This window comes from Micromonospora olivasterospora (assembly GCF_007830265.1).
Lineage (GTDB): Bacteria > Actinomycetota > Actinomycetes > Mycobacteriales > Micromonosporaceae > Micromonospora > Micromonospora olivasterospora.
This window is the reverse complement of sequence record NZ_VLKE01000001.1, coordinates 5,599,534-5,618,192: the sequence shown is the minus strand read 5'-3', so window position 1 is coordinate 5,618,192 and position 18,659 is coordinate 5,599,534. Positions and strand designations below refer to the sequence as shown.

At 73.5% G+C, this 18,659-nt stretch carries 13 protein-coding genes and 2 pseudogenes; 7 read left to right on the top strand and 8 right to left on the bottom strand.

Annotated features, from left to right (window positions below; translation table 11 throughout):
* The first annotated feature begins 22 nt into the window (after positions 1–22).
* Positions 23–3,544, top strand: coding sequence for a CHAT domain-containing protein (locus JD77_RS25750; protein ID WP_145776534.1), 3,522 nt, complete (start codon positions 23–25; stop codon positions 3,542–3,544).
* 11 nt (positions 3,545–3,555) lie between these two features.
* Here JD77_RS25750 and JD77_RS25745 read toward each other — a convergent pair whose 3' ends face one another.
* The gene (locus JD77_RS25745) at positions 3,556–4,635 is read right to left on the bottom strand and encodes a DUF4037 domain-containing protein (protein ID WP_145776533.1); all 1,080 of its coding nucleotides are present in this window, start codon (positions 4,633–4,635) and stop codon (positions 3,556–3,558) included.
* A 188-nt stretch (positions 4,636–4,823) separates the two neighbouring features.
* Here JD77_RS25745 and JD77_RS25740 point away from each other — a divergent pair, with 188 nt between their 5' ends.
* Positions 4,824–5,723 (top strand): 5'-3' exonuclease, encoded by a 900-nt coding sequence (locus JD77_RS25740; protein ID WP_170286653.1) that lies wholly within the window; start codon positions 4,824–4,826, stop codon positions 5,721–5,723.
* A gap of 130 nt (positions 5,724–5,853) precedes the next feature.
* Here JD77_RS25740 and JD77_RS25735 read toward each other — a convergent pair.
* Positions 5,854–8,647: pseudogene (locus JD77_RS25735) on the bottom strand (DEAD/DEAH box helicase).
* Between the two features lie 113 nt (positions 8,648–8,760).
* Between JD77_RS25735 and JD77_RS25730 the strand changes: the two are divergent.
* From JD77_RS25730 to JD77_RS25715, 4 genes are all read left to right on the top strand, one after another.
* On the top strand, positions 8,761–9,498 hold the full coding sequence (locus JD77_RS25730) for an HAD family hydrolase (protein ID WP_246141346.1): 738 nt from the start codon (positions 8,761–8,763) through the stop codon (positions 9,496–9,498).
* 293 nt (positions 9,499–9,791) lie between these two features.
* On the top strand, positions 9,792–10,508 hold the full coding sequence (locus JD77_RS25725; RefSeq protein WP_145776530.1) for a tryptophan 2,3-dioxygenase family protein: 717 nt from the start codon (positions 9,792–9,794) through the stop codon (positions 10,506–10,508).
* A 294-nt stretch (positions 10,509–10,802) separates the two neighbouring features.
* The gene (locus JD77_RS25720; RefSeq protein WP_246140945.1) at positions 10,803–11,993 is read left to right on the top strand and encodes an aminotransferase class V-fold PLP-dependent enzyme; all 1,191 of its coding nucleotides are present in this window, start codon (positions 10,803–10,805) and stop codon (positions 11,991–11,993) included.
* Complete coding sequence (locus JD77_RS25715) at positions 11,990–13,021, top strand: methyltransferase (RefSeq protein WP_145776529.1); 1,032 nt, start codon at positions 11,990–11,992, stop codon at positions 13,019–13,021. The genes JD77_RS25720 and JD77_RS25715 overlap by 4 nt, the downstream gene beginning before the upstream one ends.
* Before the next feature lie 171 nt (positions 13,022–13,192).
* Here the strand turns inward: JD77_RS25715 and JD77_RS25710 are convergent, their stop codons facing one another.
* The 4 genes from JD77_RS25710 to JD77_RS25695 all read right to left on the bottom strand — a co-directional run bounded on the left by JD77_RS25710 (position 13,193) and on the right by JD77_RS25695 (position 16,322).
* Positions 13,193–14,248: a cytochrome P450 gene (locus JD77_RS25710; RefSeq protein ID WP_170286546.1), complete on the bottom strand. Its 1,056-nt coding sequence runs from the start codon at positions 14,246–14,248 to the stop codon at positions 13,193–13,195.
* Between the two features lie 813 nt (positions 14,249–15,061).
* Positions 15,062–15,394: a putative quinol monooxygenase gene (locus JD77_RS25705; RefSeq protein WP_145776527.1), complete on the bottom strand. Its 333-nt coding sequence runs from the start codon at positions 15,392–15,394 to the stop codon at positions 15,062–15,064.
* Positions 15,395–15,458: 64 nt separating this feature from the next.
* Entirely contained in the window at positions 15,459–15,800 is a 342-nt protein-coding gene (locus JD77_RS25700; protein ID WP_145776526.1) for an MmcQ/YjbR family DNA-binding protein, read from the bottom strand.
* A 183-nt stretch (positions 15,801–15,983) separates the two neighbouring features.
* Positions 15,984–16,322, bottom strand: a complete 339-nt coding sequence (locus JD77_RS25695; RefSeq protein WP_145776525.1) for a hypothetical protein — start codon at positions 16,320–16,322, stop codon at positions 15,984–15,986.
* Between the two features lie 171 nt (positions 16,323–16,493).
* Here JD77_RS25695 and JD77_RS25690 point away from each other — a divergent pair.
* Positions 16,494–17,214, top strand: a pseudogene (locus JD77_RS25690) (membrane protein); the annotation flags it as partial.
* A gap of 618 nt (positions 17,215–17,832) precedes the next feature.
* Here JD77_RS25690 and JD77_RS25685 read toward each other — a convergent pair.
* Both JD77_RS25685 and JD77_RS25680 read right to left on the bottom strand, forming a co-directional pair.
* On the bottom strand, positions 17,833–18,114 hold the full coding sequence (locus JD77_RS25685) for an STAS domain-containing protein (protein ID WP_145776524.1): 282 nt from the start codon (positions 18,112–18,114) through the stop codon (positions 17,833–17,835).
* A gap of 32 nt (positions 18,115–18,146) precedes the next feature.
* Positions 18,147–18,572: an ATP-binding protein gene (locus tag JD77_RS25680; protein ID WP_145776523.1), complete on the bottom strand. Its 426-nt coding sequence runs from the start codon at positions 18,570–18,572 to the stop codon at positions 18,147–18,149.
* Positions 18,573–18,659 lie beyond the last annotated feature (87 nt).

The following is an 18,659-nucleotide window of genomic DNA, read 5'->3' as shown; positions in this document are numbered from 1 at the left end:
GCCAGCACGGGGAGGTGCCGCGGTGTTCGGACGACGCAACCGGCAGACGGATGACGAGATCGGCGCCGCGCTGCGGGAGGCCCGGGAGTGGCTGGCGGATTTCGAGGGCTCGGGCCGGGTCGCCGACCTCGACGCGGCGATCGCCGCCGGTGACCACGCGCTGTCCCTGTGCGCCCCCGACGCGCCCGAGCGGTTCGCGGTCCTGCTCCTGCTCGGCCAGGCGCGGGCGCTGCGCTCCGAGGCCGCCGACTCGCACCAGGATCTCGCGGACGCCGTGGAGACCTACCGGGAGCTCCGCCGGCTGGCGCCGACCGAGCAGCCCGACACCACGGGGTTCGTGCTGCGCGCCTTCGCCGGCCTGTCGCTGCGGCTCGGCCTGCTCACGGGCGCCCAGCGGCCCGTGGAGGAGGCCGCGCTCGCCAGCCGGGAGATGGACCAGCTGGCGTTGTCGACCGGGCACGCCGAGCTGCACTCCGCCGCCGCCGAGATGCTGCGGCACGTGCTGTTCGTGCTGCCGCCCGACCATCCCGACCGGGCCGCGCTGAGCGCCGTGCGCGGGGCCGCCCTGATCCGGTGGACGCGGCGCACGGGCGACCCGTCGCGGCTGGACGAGGCGACCGAGGAGGTGGAGGGGGCGGTACGCCGCTGCCCTGCCGGCGACCCCAACCGCCCGCCCTTCCTGGCGCTGCTCAGCGACGTACGCCAGCTCCGCTACGAGCGCGACGGCACGCGCGAGGCGCTCGACGCGATGCTGGCCGTCTCCCGCGAGGTGCTCGACCTCTATCCGGCCGGCCACGCCGTGTCGACGGCCATGCTGCGCAACCTGGGCCTGCTGCACCGCGACCGCTACGGCCTGACCGGGGAGGTGGCCGACCTCGACGCCGCCGCGCACTACCTGCGGCTGGCCGCCGACCGCACCGCGGACCCGGCTGAGCGGGCCGCGGTCGAGGACGTCCTGGCCGAGGTGGTCGGCCTGCACGGTCCGTTGCCCGAGGTCCGCGTCCCACCCGGTCTGACCTTCGTCGCCGGGCCCGGCACGACACCGCGCCGCCCACCGGCCGAGGTCGGCGACGACCTCGACGAGCTGGCGCGACACGGCGCCGCGCTGTCGGACCTGCTGGGCGAGTACGAGCGAATTGGGGACGCCGCGCTGCTGGAGCGCATCGCCGACGACGGCCGTCAGCTGCTGGCGCGGCTGCGCCCGGGCCACCCCGGCCGCTGGCTGGTCGGCGCGCCGCTCGGTCCCGCACTGATGCGCCGGTTCGAGACGCTCGGCGAGGCCGCCGACCTGGACGAGGCGGTCGAACTGCTGCGGGAGGTGCTCGCGCGCCCGCTGTTCAGCCCGGCCGACGGGACGGACGATCTGACGAACCTAGCCGCCGCGCTGATCAACCGGTTCCTGCGCGACCGCACCGGCGCCGACCTCGACGAGGCGATCGCGCACTGCCGCCGCGCGGTCGAGCTGACCGAACCCACCGAGCGGACGCACGCACGCTACCTGCTCACCCTGGGCACCGCGCTGGTCTACCGCTACGAGCACTCGGGACGGCGGTTCGACCTGGACGAGGCGATCGCGGTGGGGCAGCGGGCGCTGACCGCGGCCCGCACCCCGGGCGACGCCACCGTCGCCCGGGCGAACCTCGGCAACCGCCTGCGTCAGCGGTTCCTCGCCGGCCGCGACCCGGCAGACATCCAGGCGGCCGTGGCCCACCTGCGGGCCGCCCTGGCCGCCGAGGACGATCCTCCGGTCCGGCTCAACCTCGCCCTGTCGCTGCGCAACCTCGGGGCGGGGCCGGGCGGCGAGGACGACCTGCACGACGCGGTCGAACAGTTCCGGGCCGTCCTCGACATGGCGCCGCGGCGGTCACCGATCCACCTGACCGCCCTGCTGGGCCTCGCCCAGGCGCTCGGGGACCTCGGCCGCATCGGGGAGGCCGTCGCGGTGCTCGACGGGGTGGCCGAGAGCGGAGCGGGCCGCTCCTTCGAGCGGATGGACGCGCTGACGACGCTCGCGGGGCTGCGCGCCGAGCTCGCCGCCGAGGGCCGCGGCGACTGGCGGGACGCGGCCCGGGCCTACGCCGACGCGGTGCAGCAGTTGCACCTCACCGTGTGGCGGGGTCTCGGCGCCACCGACCGGGACCGGCTGGTCACGCGCTGGCCCACCGTGGCGTGCGACGCCGCCGCGGCGGCCGTGGCCGCGGGTCTGCCGCAGCAGGCCGTCGAGCTGCTCGACCACGGCCGTTCCCTGTGGTGGGGGCAGCTGCTGGACACTCGCAGCGACCTGTCCGCGCTGCGGCAGGCGCACCCGGACCTGGCGGAGCGGCTGACCGAGCTGCGCGCCGAGTCCGACCGGCTGGCGGGGTCGGACGAGCCGGGCGCCGCCGGACGCAGACGGCGGCTGGCGCTGGACTGGGACCACGCCGTCGCGGCCGTCCGCGCCCGGCCCGGGTTCGCGCGCTTCCTGCTGCCCACGCCGTTCGCCGAGCTGGCGGCCGCGGCGGCGGACGGCCCCGTGGTGCTGGTGAACGTCAGCCGCCACCGGTGTGACGCACTCGTCCTGACCGGTGGGGGCGTGCGGGTCGTCCCACTGCCCGACCTGACCGCCGAGGAGGCCGGCGAACGTACCCACCGTTATCTCGACGTGGTGGCCCGGGTCGGCACGGGTGGTGCCTCGTCCGGGCCGCGCGAGCAGGTGCTCCTGGCGTACCTGGAATGGCTGTGGGACGTGGTGGCCGCGCCCGTGCTCGCCGCGGTCCCGGCCCCGGCCGGCGCGCGCATGTGGTGGTGCCCGACCGGGCCGCTCGCGCTGGCGCCGCTGCACGCGGCCGGCTATCACGACCCGGACGACGCGCCCGCCGGGCGCAGCGTGCTCGACCACGTCGTGTCGTCGACGACCCCGACGCTGCGGGCTTTGCGGCACGCCCGCCGGCCCTCGGCGGCCCGGGCACACCGCCTGCTGGTGGCGGCGTACGACGAGCGGCCGCACTACGTGACCGGGCTGCCCGACCTGCCCTCCGCCGCCCGGGAGGCCCGGCTGCTGCGGTCGCGGTTCCCCGACGCCACCACGCTGACCGCGGCGGCGGCCAGCCGGGCGGGGGTGATGGCGGCGCTGACCGGCCACAGCTGCGCGCACTTCGCCTGCCACGGCGAGCCCGGGGCGGGCGGCCGGGCGGCACTGTTCCTCGCCGACGCGCCGCTGACCATGGCCGACATCGCGCAGCTCGACCTCGACGGCGCGCACCTGGCGGTGCTGTCCGCCTGCCACACGGCGATGGGCACGGCCGACCTGCCGGACGAGGCCGGCCACCTGGCCGCCGCCCTGCAGGTCGCCGGGTTCCGGCAGGTCGTGTCGACCCTGTGGGCGATCGCCGACGACACCGCGGTCGCCGTCGCCGAGGGCCTGTACGACGGTCTCGCCGGGCCCGACGGCGCGGTGGACCCGGCGCGGGCGGCGGGCGCGCTGCACAGGGTGGTCGGGAGGCTGCGGCAGCAGAACCCGTACGAGCCCAGCCGGTGGGCGCCGTTCGTGCACCACGGACGGTGACCGGGCTCCGGTCAGGACGGCAGGACCGCCGTGCAGACCCGGCGGGCCCGGTCCGCGTGGGTGAGCACGTCGACGCTGTGCACGTACTGGTCGACGGCGCCGAGCGGCGGGCGGGCCCGCAGGGCCGGATCGGTGATCGCGGCGCGCAGCGCGGCGGCGAACCGGCCCGCGTGCAGCACCAGGAACGGCCGCCGGTGGAAGGGTCGCACGGTCGGGTCGACCGGGGCGGCCAGCCCGGTGTCGTTGGTCCAGGCCGCCAGGGTCTCCAGCGCCCGGACCAGGCCCGCCTGCCGGCCGGACCAGGCGCCGGAGGACAGGGCGTCGGTCAGCGCGACGACCACGGGCGCCGCCGGTGGCAGCCGGGCGAAGAGGGTGCCGAGCCACTTGTCGTACGGGGGCCAGCGGCGGTGCAGCAGCAGACCGAGCCGCATCAGGTCGTGGGCCAGGCCGGCGGTCACCACCCGGCTGCCCAGCTCGTCGCCCACCTCCGCGCAACGGCCCGGCAGGTGCTCGGACTGGGCGACGCGTGCCCAGGCGGCCGCCAGCACGTGCCGCCACACGTCGTCCGGGTACCAGGCCAGCGCCGCGCGGGCGGCGGTCAGCGCGCCGTCCAGGCCGTCGTGGAACACGGCCCCGCCGGTGACCTCGGCCAGCCGCTGCGTCGGCGTCGCCAGCCAGTCCTCGACGGCGATGCCCCGGGTCGGGTCGAAACCCAGCCGGTCCCGCAGCCAGCCGCCCACCTCGTCGACCGTCACGCCGTGCCGGCTGCCGCTGGCGTCGACGACCCCGAGGCGCGCGTCGCCGTGTCCGGCGTACCGGGTCGGCCAGCCGAGGAACTCCGCGGGCAGCCCGGCGTCGAGGACGGCCCGTACCTCGGGAACCCGGTCGGTGTCGCGGGCCGCCACGAACAGTTGGCCGCGGGGACCCCAGTCGTGGTCGGTGGAGCGTGCGGTGTCCAGGCCCAGCAGCTCGGAGCCGCCGTCGAGCAGCGCCGCCGCGTACCGCAGCCCCGGGCAGCGGTCGGCCAGCAGCGGGGCGAGCACCTCGTGGTGGAAGCGCCGGCAGAGCGTCAGGCCGGGTACGAACGCCATGCCAGGCAGTCTGCCCTCCGCGCGGTCCCGCCTCCACGCTTTTCGCGGGCATCCGGACCGCCGCCGCGGGTACGCCGCCGCACGCGGCCGTCGCGGCCGTCCCGATCGAGCACGCGGCCGGCCGCCCGTCCCCGGCATCGTCGGTGCGCTGTGTCAGGCTGTCGGGCGTGGCTCACCGACCCCCCATCATGCTGATCGACGCACCCAGCCTCTACTTCCGCGCCTACTTCGGCATTCCCGAGTCGGCGGCGCGGGCCGAGGACGGCTCGCCGGTCAACGCCGTGCGCGGCTTCCTCGACATGCTCGCCACGCTGGTACGCACCCGCCGGCCGGACCGGATGGTCTGCGCGCTGGACCACGACTGGCGGCCGGACTGGCGGGTGGCGCTGCTGCCGTCGTACAAGGCGCACCGGGTGGCGCCCGAGGGCGGCGAGGTGGTGCCGGACACGCTGTCCCCGCAGGTGCCGGTGATCCTGGACGTGCTGGCGGCGATCGGCATCACCGCCGTCGGCGCGGCCGGCTACGAGGCGGACGACGTGCTGGGCACCCTCTCGGCGACCCAGCCGGGCCCGGTGGAGGTGGTCTCCGGCGACCGGGACCTGTTCCAGCTCGTCGACGACACCCGCGGCGTGCGGCTGCTGTACGTCGGGCGGGGCGTGGCCAAGCTGGAGGACTGCGACGACGCCGCGGTGCGCGGCCGCTACGGGGTCCCCGCCGACCGGTACGCCGACTTCGCCGCCCTGCGCGGCGACCCCAGCGACGGGCTGCCCGGGGTGCCGGGGGTCGGGGAGAAGACCGCGGCCCGACTCGTCGACCGGTACGGCGGCATCGACGCGATCCTCGCCGCGCTCGACGACCCGGCCTCCGGGTTCGCCCCCGGCCTGCGGGCCAAGCTCGCCGCCGCCCGCGACTACCTGGCCGTCGCGCCGAAGGTGGTGCGGGTCGCGCTGGACGTGCCCCTGCCCGCGCTGCCCACCGCGCTGCCGCAGTCCCCGGCCGACCCGGACCGGCTGCTCGAGCTGGCCCAGCGATGGAACCTGGCGGGCTCCTGCCGGCGCCTGGTCGACGCCCTCGCCACTCCCGCCTGACCGGGCCGAGCACCTCCGCGATCTTGCACTTACTGCCCGGACAAAACCGGGCAAAGACTCCATTCCGTGGGCCCAAAGTGCAAGATCGCCGTGCGCGCCGGCGCGGGACGCACCGGCGCAGCGGTGCCGGTCAGGTGGCGACGTGGTAGGCGAGCACGCCGCGGTTGATCGCGGCGATGGCCTGCCGGGCGGTGGACCGCAGGTCAGCCGACGCGCCGCCGGAGTCGGCGAGCTGGCCGAGCAGGTCGACGACCTGCCGCGCCCACCGGACGAAGTCCCCGGCGGGCATCTCGCCGTCGAGCTGGTGGCCGCTGGCCAGCACCTTGGCCAGGACCTCGCCCCGCGCCCAGCGGTAGACGGGCCAGGCGAACCCGAGATCTGGCTCCCGGGTGACGGCCAGCCCCCGGCCGGCCTCGTCGGCCTCGATCTCGCCCCACAGCTTGAGGGTCTCCTCCACGGCCTCCGCCACCGGCCCGCGCGGCAGCGACGCCCGCTCGTCGAGGTCGCGGCGGGCCTCGAAGACCACCACGGACACGGCGGCGGCCAGCTCGGCCGGGGACAGCCCGTCCCACACCCCCGGCGCAGGCACTCGGCGACCAGCAGGTCGGCCTCGGTCCAGATCCGGCCGAGCATCCGCCCGGCGTCGGTGACCGCCCCGTCGGCGGACAGGTAGCCGCGCGCGGTGAGCAGGGCGACGATCCGGTCGAACGTGCGGGCGAGGGAGCCGGTGCGGCCGGCGACCCGCTGGCGCAGCTCCTCGGTGTCGCGCTCGAGCCGGCGGCGCCGCTCCGCCCAGCGGGCGTGTTCCTCCCGGTCCGGGCAGGCGTGGCAGGGGTGCCCGCGCAGCTCGCCGCGCAACTGGGTGAGCGCGTGGTCCTCGCCGCCGGCAGCCCGGGACCGGCCGCCACGCCGGCCGCCGTGCCGGTCGAGCCCGGTGCCGGTGACGGCGGCGGCCAGGTCCCGCCGGGCCGCCGGGGAGCGGTGGTTGAAGTGCTTGGGCACACGGATGCGGGCGAGGACCTCGGCGGGGGTGGTGAAGTCGCCGGCGCTGACCCGCCCGGCCCAGCGGTCCTGGGTGAGCACCAGCGGGCGGGGCTCGCCGAACCCGCCGGTGGCCGGGTCCAGGACGACCGCGAGGCCGGCCCGGCGCCCCGAGGGCACCCGGATCACGTCGCCGACACGCAGCCGCTCCAGCGACGCCACCGCCGCCGCCTTGCGCTGGTGCTGGCCCTGCCGGGCCAGCGCCCGCTCCCGGTCGGCGATGGCCACCCGCAACGCGAAGTACTCGTCGAAGTCGCCGTGGTGGCAGGCCGCCTCCGCGCCGTACGCATCGATGGTCTCGGTGTTGCGTTGCACCTGCCGGGCCAGGCCGACCACCGACCGGTCCGCCTGGAACTGGGCGAACGAGGACTCCAGCAGGGCACGGGCCGGCTCGGCCCCGACGCTGCCGACGAGGTTGACGGCCATGTTGTACGACGGCCGGAAGCTGGAGCGCAGCGGGTAGGTGCGGGTGGAGGCCAGCCCGGCCACGTGCCGGGGGTCCGTCTCGGGCGACCACACGACGACGGCGTGCCCTCGACATCGATGCCCCGGCGCCCGGCGCGGCCCGTGAGCTGCGTGTACTCGCCGGGGGTGAGGTCGACGTGGGCCTCGCCGTTGAACTTCACGAGGCGTTCCAGCACGACGCAGCGGGCCGGCATGTTGATGCCCAGAGCGAGGGTCTCGGTGGCGAAGACCGCCTTGACCAGGCCCCGGACGAACAGCTCCTCGACGACCTCCTTGAACGCCGGGAGCATGCCGGCGTGGTGGGCGGCGAGGCCGCGCTCGAGGCCGTCGAGCCACTCCCAGTAGCCGAGCACCGACAGGTCCTCGCCCGGGATGGCGGTGATCCGCGACTCGACGACGCGGCGGATCTCCGCCCGCTCCTCGGGGGAGGTCAGGCGCAGGCCGGCGGCGAGGCACTGCTGGACGGCGGCGTCGCAGCCGGCGCGGCTGAAGATGAACAGGATCGCCGGGAGCAGCCCCTCCCGGTCGAGGCGGTCGACGATGTCGGGGCGCAGCGGGCCGCGCCAGCGCGGGCCGCGCCGGCCGCCGCCCGGGAAGGCGCTGCGCCCCTCCCCCAACTCCAGGCGGCGCATGGTGTCGCGGGTGTAGCGCAGCAGCTCCGGGTGCACGTCGTGCTTGCGGGCGGCGTCTGCGTCGTGGAACAGGTCGAACATCCGCCGACCGACCAGCATGTGCTGCCACAGCGGCACCGGCCGGTGCTCGCTGACCACCACGGCGGTCTCGCCGCGGACGGTGACCAGCCAGTCGGCGAACTCCTCGGCGTTGGAGACGGTGGCCGACAGCGAGACCAGGGTGACCGAGGCGGGCAGGTGGATGATCACCTCTTCCCAGACGCCGCCGCGGAACCGGTCGGCGAGGTAGTGCACCTCGTCCATCACCACGTACGCCAGGCCCTCGAGGGTGGCCGAGCCGGCGTAGAGCATGTTGCGCAGCACCTCGGTGGTCATCACCACCACGGGCGCGTCGCCGTTGATCGCGTTGTCGCCGGTGAGCAGCCCGACCTGGTCGGCCCCGTGGCGGTCCACCAGGTCGTGGTACTTCTGGTTGGACAGCGCCTTGATCGGCGTGGTGTAGAAGCACTTGCGCCGGGCGGTGGCCGCGCCGCCGTCCCCGGCCGGCCGGCCGGGCGCGCCGCGCAGCGCCAGGTGCACGGCGAACTCGCCGACCACGGTCTTGCCTGCGCCGGTCGGGGCGCAGACCAGCACGCCGCTGCCCCGTTCGAGGGCCTGGCACGCCTCCCGCTGGAAGTCGTCGAGATCGAACCCCAGGTCGAGGGCGAACTCGTCCAACGCCGGAAACTGTGCGGCCTGCGCGGCCCGGCGGCGCGCCGCGGCGTACCGCTCGGCGGGACTCGACATGTCTTCAAGATTAATGCGTGCGTCGCGGCGCCACCGGCCAAGGCCATGCGACAGGGGCCCCGGGGGCGATCGGTAGGGTGCACGGCGTGCCGGAGCATGCCGAACCGTCCCATCTGACTTCCCGCGGCGCCGACGAGGGCGTGGCCCGGGCGTCGCGCCGGCCCGTCGAGGCCGTGCTGTTCGACTTCCACGGCACCCTCGCCCAGGTGGAGGAGCCGCACGAGTGGGTGCTCGCCGCGGCGCGGGCCTGCGGGGTGACCCTGGAACGCGTCCGCGCCACGGCGCTGGCCGACCGGCTGCTCACCGCCGGCCGGGCCGGCGGGCCGCTGCCGGCCCGGGTGCCGCCGGCGCTGGCCGAGTTGTGGGCCGACCGGGACCTGTACCCGCACGCGCACCGGGGCGCGTACACGGGGCTGGCCGGGACGGTGGACGCCGGCATCGACGGCTTCGCCGACGCGCTGTACGAGCGGGTGCTGGTCCCGGAGGGGTGGGTGCCGTACCCGGACACCGCCGCGACCCTGGCGGCGCTGCGGCGGGGCGGGGTGAAGGTGGCGGTGGTGAGCAACATCGGATTCGACATCCGGCCGCTGTTCGCCGCCTGGGGGCTCGACGGGCTGATCGACGCCTACGCCCTGTCGTACGAGGTGGGGCGGTGCAAGCCGGACCCGGGGATCTTCCTGCGGGCGTGCGGGATGCTCGGGGTGGATCCGGAGCGGGCGCTGATGGTCGGGGATACCGCCGCCGACGCCGGCGCGGTCCGGGCCGGCTGCGCCGTGCTGGTGCTGCCGGAGGCGGAGCCGGGCCGGGCCAACGGGCTGGGGTCGGTGCTCGACCTGACCCTGGGCGGTTGAGCCACCCCAGCCATCTCACCCACTGCGCTCGCAGCAACACCCTCTGCTCATGCGGTAACCGAACAGTGGCACCATTCACGACACCATTGACTGAACTTTGTGAATGTGATAATGCCCAGTCCCTTAATGCACGTAAAGCACTGGGAAAGTCCCTTTTCCTCCGCGCCGGAGTTTGGGTAACGAGGGCGTGACTAATTGCCTTTCGTCGGTAGATAATGGCCGCCGCGATGATCCACGCCGGTCATCGCAAGTCGGACACGGCTCCACCGACACTCATCGAAAGGGACAATTCCGTGAAGCGGGACTACTCACCTGTGCTGCCGGGCGACGGCGACACCGACTACGCGCGATACATGCGTACGGACGAGTTGCTCGACCTGCAACGGCGCCCAGCAGACGTGATCCACCGTGACGAGCTGCTCTTTCAGGTGGTCCACCAATCGGCTGAGTTGTGGCTCAAGTTGGCAGCCGCCGACCTGACCGAGGCGGCCGCCCGCGTCGAGGCCGACGAGCCCGCCGCGGCCGAGCTGATGGTGACGAGGGCGGCGCTCGGGATCCGGTTCCTCACCGACCAGCTGGAGATGTTCCGGTACCTGAACCCGGTCGACTTCCAGGCGATGCAACCCGCTTTCGGTAACGGCTCCGGCGCCGAATCGCCCGGTTGGAAGCAGGCCCAGGCCGCGAGCCGACAGCTCGGCCGCGCGTTCACCGAACTGCTCGCCGCCCGGCAGGTGGACCTGGGCAAGCTCTACCTCGGCGAACCGGCGGACCCGCTGTACCGCCTGGCGGAGGCGATGACGGACTGGGACGAGCGGGTCAACCTGTGGCGGGAGCGGCACTACAAGGTCGCCATCCGCATCGGCGGACACGCCAACGCGGGCACGCCGGGCAGCAAGGCGAACATGCTCGCCAAATTGATGGGGTACCGGTTCTTTCCGGAGCTGTGGCAGGTACGCGTCGGGCTCGGTCGCGCACCCGAACCAGCCGAAAACCCCGCCGGGGAAATCTGAAACCGGAAAATCCGTTCCGCAAATCTTCGGGCACATCGCCGTTCGTGTTCGATGGCATCTTCATATCGAGCCACGGTTCGTGTGCGAACTGCCGACACGGCTGTCGGGCACCACCGATTCCGCAGTTTCCCCACCCCGGGGGGCGCTCGGGCGGGCCACCGCGCCGGCAAACATTTCGTCGACATGGCCGCGTACGCCGCCGCGGTGTTCCAGCCGCGCACCCGCCCCGGTGGTCACCGCCCGTGACGGCTACCGCCCGAAGACCCCGCCCGACGCTACTGGAGGCTGCCCCGAGTGAGCACATCCGACCTGGAATCCGCCGCCGACGTGGCCCGGCCGCTCGACGCCGGCCCGCACGCCGCGTTGCGCGCCAAGTTCCCCCTGCTGGAAAGCTGCGTCTACCTCAACAGCAACTCCACCGGCGCGGTGCCCCGGGACGTGGAGCACGTGCTGGCCCGCTACTGGGAGACGCTACGCACCTGGCGGGACGACGTGTGGCAGGGCTGGCTGGAGGGCCTGGGCCGGTACGCCGACTCTGTGGCCACGCTGATCGGCGCGCCGCCGGGCAGCGTGGTCACCGACGCGAACCTGAGCACCCTGCTGGCGCGGGTCGCCTCCTGCTTCGACTACCGCCCGCCCCGCGACCGGGTCGTCACCACCGACCTGGAGTTCCCGACCGTGCCGTTCGTCTGGAACGCGTTCCGCCGCTACGGCGCCCGCCTCGACGTGGTCGGCACCGGCGGGCCGCGGTTCGACGAGGACGCCCTCGAACGACACATCGACGAGCGGACGCTGCTGGTGTGTGTGCCGCACGCCAGCTTCAGCTCCGGGGCCACCCTGGACCTGGCGCGCCTGGTCCGGCGCGCCCACGACGTCGGCGCCCTGGTGGTCGTGGACGCCTTCCAGACGGTCGGCGTCGTGCCGCTGGACGTGGCCGCGCTCGGGGTCGACGTCGTCCTCGGCGGGTCGCACAAGTGGCTGTGCGGCGTCGGCACCGCCTTCCTCTACGTGCGGCCCGACCTGGTGGGCGACCTGGAACCGGCGGCGACGGGCTGGCAGGCCGGCGACCGGGCGATGACGTTCCAGCCGTCGACCGGCTGGGCGGCCGGGGCCCAGCGGTTCGCCGGCGGCACGCCGTACCCGCTGACCTCGCTGGCCTCCCAGGTCGGCCTGGACCTGCTGGCCGGCGTCGGCATGCCGGCGATCCGGGCGCACTCGCTGGCCTGCACCCAGCGGATCATCGACCGCGCCGAGGCGGCCGGCATCCCGGTGGTCAGCCCCACCGAGCCGCACCGGCGCGGCGGCGTGGTGTGCCTGGACGTCCCCGACGGGGAGGCGGTCAAGCGGCGACTCGCCGAGCGGAACCTGGTCTGCTCCTGGCGCGGCTACCTGCGGGTCGGCCCGCACGTCTACAACACCCTCGAGGAGATCGACGAGTTCATGGACGCGCTGGAGAGCGAGCGGCGAGGGGGCGACGACCGATGAGCGTCACCCTGTCCCCCCGGGCGCTGATGAGCCTGCTCGTCAACGGACCCAAGGCCGTGGACGTGCTGGAGACCGCGCTCGCCGTCGGGCTGCTCGACGCCCTGGAGGCCGGGCCGGGCCGCCTCGGCGACCTGGCAGAGCGCCTCGGGGCGCGGCCGCTGCGGCTGTACAAGTTCCTCGACTGCCTGGAGAGCCTCGGCGTCGTCGAGCGCGACGAGCCCGGCGACGACATCGCGCAGGCGGTGTACCGGGCCGTACCCGGGCTGAAGGACGCGGTGCTGTCCGTCGTCGGGCCGGACGCGATCGAGCGGGACCGGGACAGATACCCGTGGCGGCGCCTGCACGGCCGGCTCGCCGAGAGCCTGCGCGGCGAGGTCGGCATGACCGAGGACGACTTCGTGTGGCCGCCCAAGACCGACGAGCAGACCGCCGCGTTCGAGCGGAGCATGTCCGCGGGCGTCGGGCCGGCCGTCGAGACGATCCACCGGCACGCCGACGAACTGTGGTCCGGGAGGCGGCGGTTTCTCGACGTCGGCGGCGGCGACGGCACGCTCGCCGTACGGGTCCTCGACGACGCCCCGGACCTGCGCGCCGACGTGTTCAACCTGCCGGCAGTGGGGCCGCTGGTGGAGCAGACCCGGGCCGGGTGCGGGCACCCGGACCGGCTGGGGTTCGTCGGCGGGGACTTCTTCGCCGGGCCGCTGCCGACCGGGTACGACGCGATGGCGTTCGTCCGGGTGCTGCACGACTGGCCCAACGACGTCGCCCGGCGGCTGGTCGAGAAGGCGTACGCCGCGCTGGAGCCGGGCGGGCTGCTGCTGATCTGCGAGGAGTTCCGCACCCCCGACCGGCTGGCGATCCAGTTCTTCTGGAGCTACTTCCTCGTCGGCGTCGACAGCGCCTTCAGTCGGCTGCGGGAGGCGGAGTGGTACACCGGCCTGCTCAAGGAGGTGGGCTTCGAGCGGATCGAGGTGCTGCCGGGCGGGTGGGAGCTGGTCACGGCGTACAAGCCGGCGACAGGTGCGTGAGCGCGAGGAGTGAGCCGGGGTTTGCGAGCCCCGCAGTCGCGAACCGAGACGGACGCGTGACCCGGGGCGGCCCACCCACCGACGGCCCTTCCATGGCCTACCGGTCCGGGTCCGCGGCGCGGGCCATCACCGCGCCCAACTCGGCGACGGCGGCCGGGTGCGCAGGAACGGTTACCAGACGACGGGCAGGTGGCGAAGGCCGCGAAAGAGAGCACCGCCGGCGTCCTGTGGGGTGAAGCCGTCGGCGAGGCGCAGGCCCGGCATCCGATCGAGCAGCCGCTCCAAGATCGAGGTGATCTCGATCTGGGACAGCTCGCTGCCCAGGCACAGGTGAATGCCATGCCCGAACGCGAAATGCTTGCGGGAATTCCCCCTGTGCAAGTCGAATTCAGCCGCGTCGGATCCGAATTCCGCCTCGTCAAGGTTCGCCGATTCGAGGCTGATGACAACGCGGCTGCCGGCCGGCACGGCGACCCCGTCGATGGTGGTGTCGGCGACCGCTTTGCGCATGACCCACTGAATCGCGGTGCAATGGCGCAGGCCCTCGTTCCGGGCCGACGCGATGAGCGAGCCATCGGCCAGGAGTTCTTCCCACCGAGCCCGCTGGACGAGCAGGTGGTAGACGGTCCACCCGATGGTGTACGCGGTACTTTCCAGGCCAGCCACAACGACCTGGAAGATGTGGAACGCGACCTCGCGGTCGGTGAGCCCGCGGCCGTTGTCCTCGGCCGTGACGAGCCGGGTCAGGATGTCGTCTGCTTTGGCCGGCTGGGTGCGGCGAGCAATGGTCAGCCGGGTCAGATATCCCTCGAGCTCGGTCCACGTGGGAATGGCGAAGATGTCGCCCGGGACTTGCGCCGACAAGTCCAGGCACAGGCGGGACACATATGACCAGTCAGCCTCGGGTATGCCGACGAGGCGACCGATGACTGAGGACGTGAGCGGCATGGCAAGGTCGGTGACTATGTCCGCCGGTCCACCGGCCGGAAGCCGGTCGATGAGCCCATCCGCAAGTTCGCCGATCCAGGGCAGGGCGTTCACCATCGCCTTCCGCTGGAACGCCGGACGCAGGACGCCACGCAGGAACGTGTGCTCAGGCGGGTCGCTCTGCGAGATGAGGGATGGAAGGGCCTCGCTGCCGGTGTGCAGGATGAAGTTCCCCGCGCTGCTCAGAGACGCATGGTCGAGCAGCGCCTGCCGGGTCGCCTCATGGGTGGTGACCAGCATCAGTCCGGGAGCCATCTCGGACACTGGGCAACCGGTGGCTCGGTTGGCGGCGAGACCAGCTCGCGCCTGTACGTACGTGTCATCGGTCAGAGGATTATATGTTTCGGTGACCATCGCAGCTCCAACCGAGAGTCGACGGGTAACCCAGAAATGGCGCTGGGGACGGGGTTCATAGGTGACGCAGGAGGCACGATCGCTGTTCATCCAGGGATGGATCGTAAATTCCGACGCATCGTCCGTCAAGTGTCTGTCGCGCGTCGATCATGGATTTGTGGCGCCTGACAAATTGGGGCTTTCACCGTGTTTCTGGCACCACAACCGCATAATCGGCAAGAGCGAACCCGGTCAATTCTGGTGGAGGCCGCACCAGCCGGACGGGTCAGCAGCCGTCGAACCGCTCCCAGACAAAAATTCGAGTCGCGAAGTGGACGTGGCGCCGACCGATGGAGGCGCCCGATGCAGTGAAGAAACTGCAGCAGAAATGCGCCCTGCGGCGCACGCTCCTGTTCTGCGTCGAGTCCATCGTACTGAACTGTCTGGTCGGCTGATTGTGCGGAGCGACCACCGGTTCATGTCCGCCGCTCGACCGCGCCGCCGGCTACCGATGCCTGGACGCTCTCGTTCCGCTCGGCGACGATGACACGGTCGGATGGTCGCGTACGGCGCCGGCGGGCGGCCGCTGGCCACGTACGACGAGGAGCTGGCGGCAGCCCTCCGCACCGGCGGCGGGTAACCGCCCCGGCGCGCCGGCCGCCATCATGCCCGTGCCGGGGCCGGACGCCACCGCCCGGGATCCCGGACGGCTGCGGCTCTTTATCGGTCCCCGGGGACCGCCATCTCCCCCAGCAGCGCCCAGCCGTCCTGCGGAATCGTGACGCTGACGATCCGGGGCGTCTCGGCGAGGTGGGACGGCAGCGTCCGCTGCGCCTTCCTGAAGTGCTCGGACCGCACGTGCGCCGCCCCGGCGTCCGCGTCGCGGAACGCCTCCACCAGGACGTACTCGGTCGGGTCGTCGACGCTGCGGGCCCAGTCGAACCACAGGCAGCCGGGCTCGCTGCGGGTCGCCCGGGTGAACTCGTCGGCGATGGCGGGCCATCGTTCGGCGTGCTCGGGCAGCACCCGGAACTTGGCGGTGATGAAGATCATTTACTCTCCCTCGTCCTCTGCCAGGCAGGCTACGCCCACGCCCGCGGGGCCGACGTGGCGGCGGTCAGGTGCCCAGCCGCTGCCGTGCCACGAACTTGGGCACGACCATCCGCCACGCCTCGGTCACCAGTTCCGTCATGTGGTCGTGGTCGAGCGGGTCGAGGTGACAGCAGACCCAGTTGAAGCGCAGGTCGGACGTGGGAGGCAGGAAGAACAGGCCCGGCTCGCCGGCGATCAGCGCGTCCCGTTCCTCCTTCGGATACCCGAAGCCCATCGTCGTCTCGTCCCGGGAGAACGCGACGTACACGATGGCGCCGACCCGGAACTTCACGCGGTCGCGGATCAGGTGCTCGCTGCTGCGCGGCAGCGTTCGCGCCAGGGCCCGTACGTCGGCAACCGTCACCATGGCACGGACGGTATCGGCGGGGTGTGACGCTGTCGACCTGCCGACGGACACGGCCCGTCGACGACGGGCCTCGGAGAGCCGCCCGGGCGGGAAGGTCCCGCGCCGCGCAGGGGAACTCCGGTCGATCCGGACAGGGACCTCGCGGGCCCGCGCCGAGCGGTGCGGGCCCCGGGTCGACCACGGTCAGCAGGGATCGAGCCAGCCGCTCTGGATCCAGCCGTAGCGCTGGAACCTGTAGGCGTACACGTAGGACCAGCCGGTGATGGAGTACTGGTAGTCGACGTAGTCACCGTAGACCAGCTGCCCGATGTAGACGTTGCCTCCGGGCTGCGTGCGCAGCCAGAGGGTGTTCGCGCAGACGTAGTGCAGGGTCTGGACGCCCGCGTCGTGAGCGGCGGCGGAAGCAGCTGGCACGGCGACGGCGGGGGCGGCCCCCGCCGCGGCGGGGGCGGCCGGGGCACCGATGAGCGTGGTTGCCAGCGCCGACAACGCGACTGTCATGGCGATCTTCTTGGCAGGCATGGGCAGGGCTCCCTTCGTGGTCGATGTGACCCCTGGCCATGGCTAGCTTTAAATTTACCTATACCATGCCGCGGTCTTACGCCCAACCGCGTGGGGTCGCGCTACGGTCCGAGAATCGTTTCGGACCACAACGCCACGGGTAGGTCGGGTCGGGGAAACGCTTCGATAGCCATGGAGGCTGCTCCGATGAAGGACAACTTCACGAACGCGGTGGGCGACGTCGTCCGCTCGGTACTGCTGTTTCTGCCCAAGGCGGTCGCGTTCGTCGCGATCCTCCTGGTCGGCTGGCTGATCGCCAAGGCCGTGCTCAAACTCGTCGACAAGGTGCTGGAGCGGCTGCACTTCGATCGGGCGGTCGAGCGCGGCGGCATCAAGACGGCCCTCGCCCGCTCCCGCTACGACGCCAGCGACATCGTCGCCAGGCTGGCCTACTACGCGGTCCTGCTGGTCACCCTGCAGCTCGCCTTCGGGATCTGGGGCCCGAACCCGGTCTCCGACCTGATCCGTGGCGTCGTCGCCTGGCTGCCCAGGGCGTTCGTCGCGATCGTCATCGTCGTGGTCGCCGCCGCGATCGCCCGGGCGGTCAGGGACATCATCTCCAGCGCCCTCGGCGGGCTGTCCTACGGCCGGATCCTGGCCACCGTCGCCTCGGTGTTCATCCTCGGCCTGGGCGTCGTCGCCGCCCTGAACCAGATCGGCGTGGCCACCACCGTCACCACCCCGGTGCTCATCGCCGTGCTCGCCACCATCGGCGGCATCCTCGTCGTCGGCGTCGGCGGCGGCCTGGTGCGGCCGATGCAGAGCCGCTGGGAGAACTGGCTCGCCCGCGCCGAGGAGGAGTCGCAGGCCATCGCCAGCCATGCCCGCGCCTACGCCGCCGGCCGCCGCGACGCCGACGCCGCGATGAAGGCGGCGCCGCCGGCCCAGCCGGCCCCGGCGGCCCGGTGCCGGCCCAGCCGACCCCGGCGACCGGGTGGCGGCCAGCGACGAGGCCACGATGGTCATCCCGCCGGTCAACCGGGGCAACTACCGCTGACCGGAGGAACCCCGCGGCGACGGCCGCCGGCCGGGCCGCACGGGCGGCATGTGAGGCGGGGTCCGACCCGAGGGACGGATCCCGCCCCACTGGTCTACCCGGCGAGGCCGGACGGCCCGACGGCCTCGGAGTGTGGGGACGTGGCTGCACGGGAAGTGGGGCTCGTGTCGAACACCAGGGCCACAACTGGTTGTTGCGCTCGGGGCGCCGGCGGCGATGTCCATGACAGGAACCAGGTCGCCCGGCCCGGGCGGTTCGCACGCCGTCCGGGTCAGCAGGGGCGACAGCGGCGGTCGGCCGACGACCGCCGGGCCGGTGCCTGCACCGCCTCCCCAGCAGGCGCAGGACGCACCCGGCCAGCCACCGGTGGCGGGGCGCTCCCCCAGTGCCCCGCCGCCGGCCACAAGAGCTGGGACACTGATCGGGTCGGCGGCCTCGGCAGGAAACGCACCCGGCCGGCCGGCGGGCGCGGACTCAGGCGGCAGTGGCGCCGGTCAGCACCTCGAACACGCCGGTGATCTGCATCGTCCGGCGCGTGACGCCGCGCGGGTTGGTCGCCTGGAACGCGACGCCGCTGCTGTTGGCGGCCGCGCGGGCGTCCAGCAGCGCGCCGATGCCCGTGGAGTCACAGAAGGTGACCCCGGCGAGATCGATGACCAACCGCCCGGGCCGGCCCGCGGCGATCGCCTCCGCGACCGTGTCGTACAGCGTCTCGACGGTGGCCATCTCGAGCTCACCGGCGAGGGCCAGGCGCACGACCCCGTCGTCGCCGGCGTGGCGGGCCACCTTCACCGCTGACCGCCCCTCGCGCTGCCCGGCTGCCACACGGGCCCGCCGGGACACGGGCGCAACTCGACCCAGACCCGCTTGCCGCCCTCGTGATCGTGCACCCCCCAGCTGGCCGACATGGCCTCGATCACGGCGATGCCACGCCCGCCGACACCGTCGGGGTCACGGCGACGGGGCACGACCGACGAGCCGTCCGCGACCGACAGCACGACCCGCCCCTCGTGGGCCTCGGCGGCGAACTCCACGCAGCCGCCCCCGTGCCGTACCGCGTTGGTGACGAGCTCGCTGATCACCACGCCCGCGTCGTCGAGCCAATCCTCGTCCCGGAAGCCCCAGCCCTGCAGCAGGGCGGTCAACGCCCGGCGGGCCGCGTCAGGCGCGTGTATGCCGAGGGGCAGGTCGAGGTGGGCGGTCAGCTCGCTCATGGCCGACAGGGTCCTGTTCTCCGGGCGGGTGGTGACGGCGGCACGTCCGCGACGACGTCAACGACGCGGGGCGACACTACCCAACCG

Coding starts and splice junctions, on each gene's coding strand:
- JD77_RS25700 (WP_145776526.1), bottom strand. CDS start 15,800: ATGGTGACGGTTGCCGACGTACGGGCCCTGGCGCGAACGCTGCCGCGC.
- JD77_RS25710 (WP_170286546.1), bottom strand. CDS start 14,248: ATGCTGGTCACCACCCATGAGGCGACCCGGCAGGCGCTGCTCGACCAT.
- JD77_RS25705 (WP_145776527.1), bottom strand. CDS start 15,394: ATGATCTTCATCACCGCCAAGTTCCGGGTGCTGCCCGAGCACGCCGAA.
- JD77_RS25695 (WP_145776525.1), bottom strand. CDS start 16,322: ATGCCTGCCAAGAAGATCGCCATGACAGTCGCGTTGTCGGCGCTGGCA.
- JD77_RS25740 (WP_170286653.1), top strand. CDS start 4,824: ATGCTGATCGACGCACCCAGCCTCTACTTCCGCGCCTACTTCGGCATT.
- JD77_RS25680 (WP_145776523.1), bottom strand. CDS start 18,572: ATGAGCGAGCTGACCGCCCACCTCGACCTGCCCCTCGGCATACACGCG.
- JD77_RS25745 (WP_145776533.1), bottom strand. CDS start 4,635: ATGGCGTTCGTACCCGGCCTGACGCTCTGCCGGCGCTTCCACCACGAG.
- JD77_RS25715 (WP_145776529.1), top strand. CDS start 11,990: ATGAGCGTCACCCTGTCCCCCCGGGCGCTGATGAGCCTGCTCGTCAAC.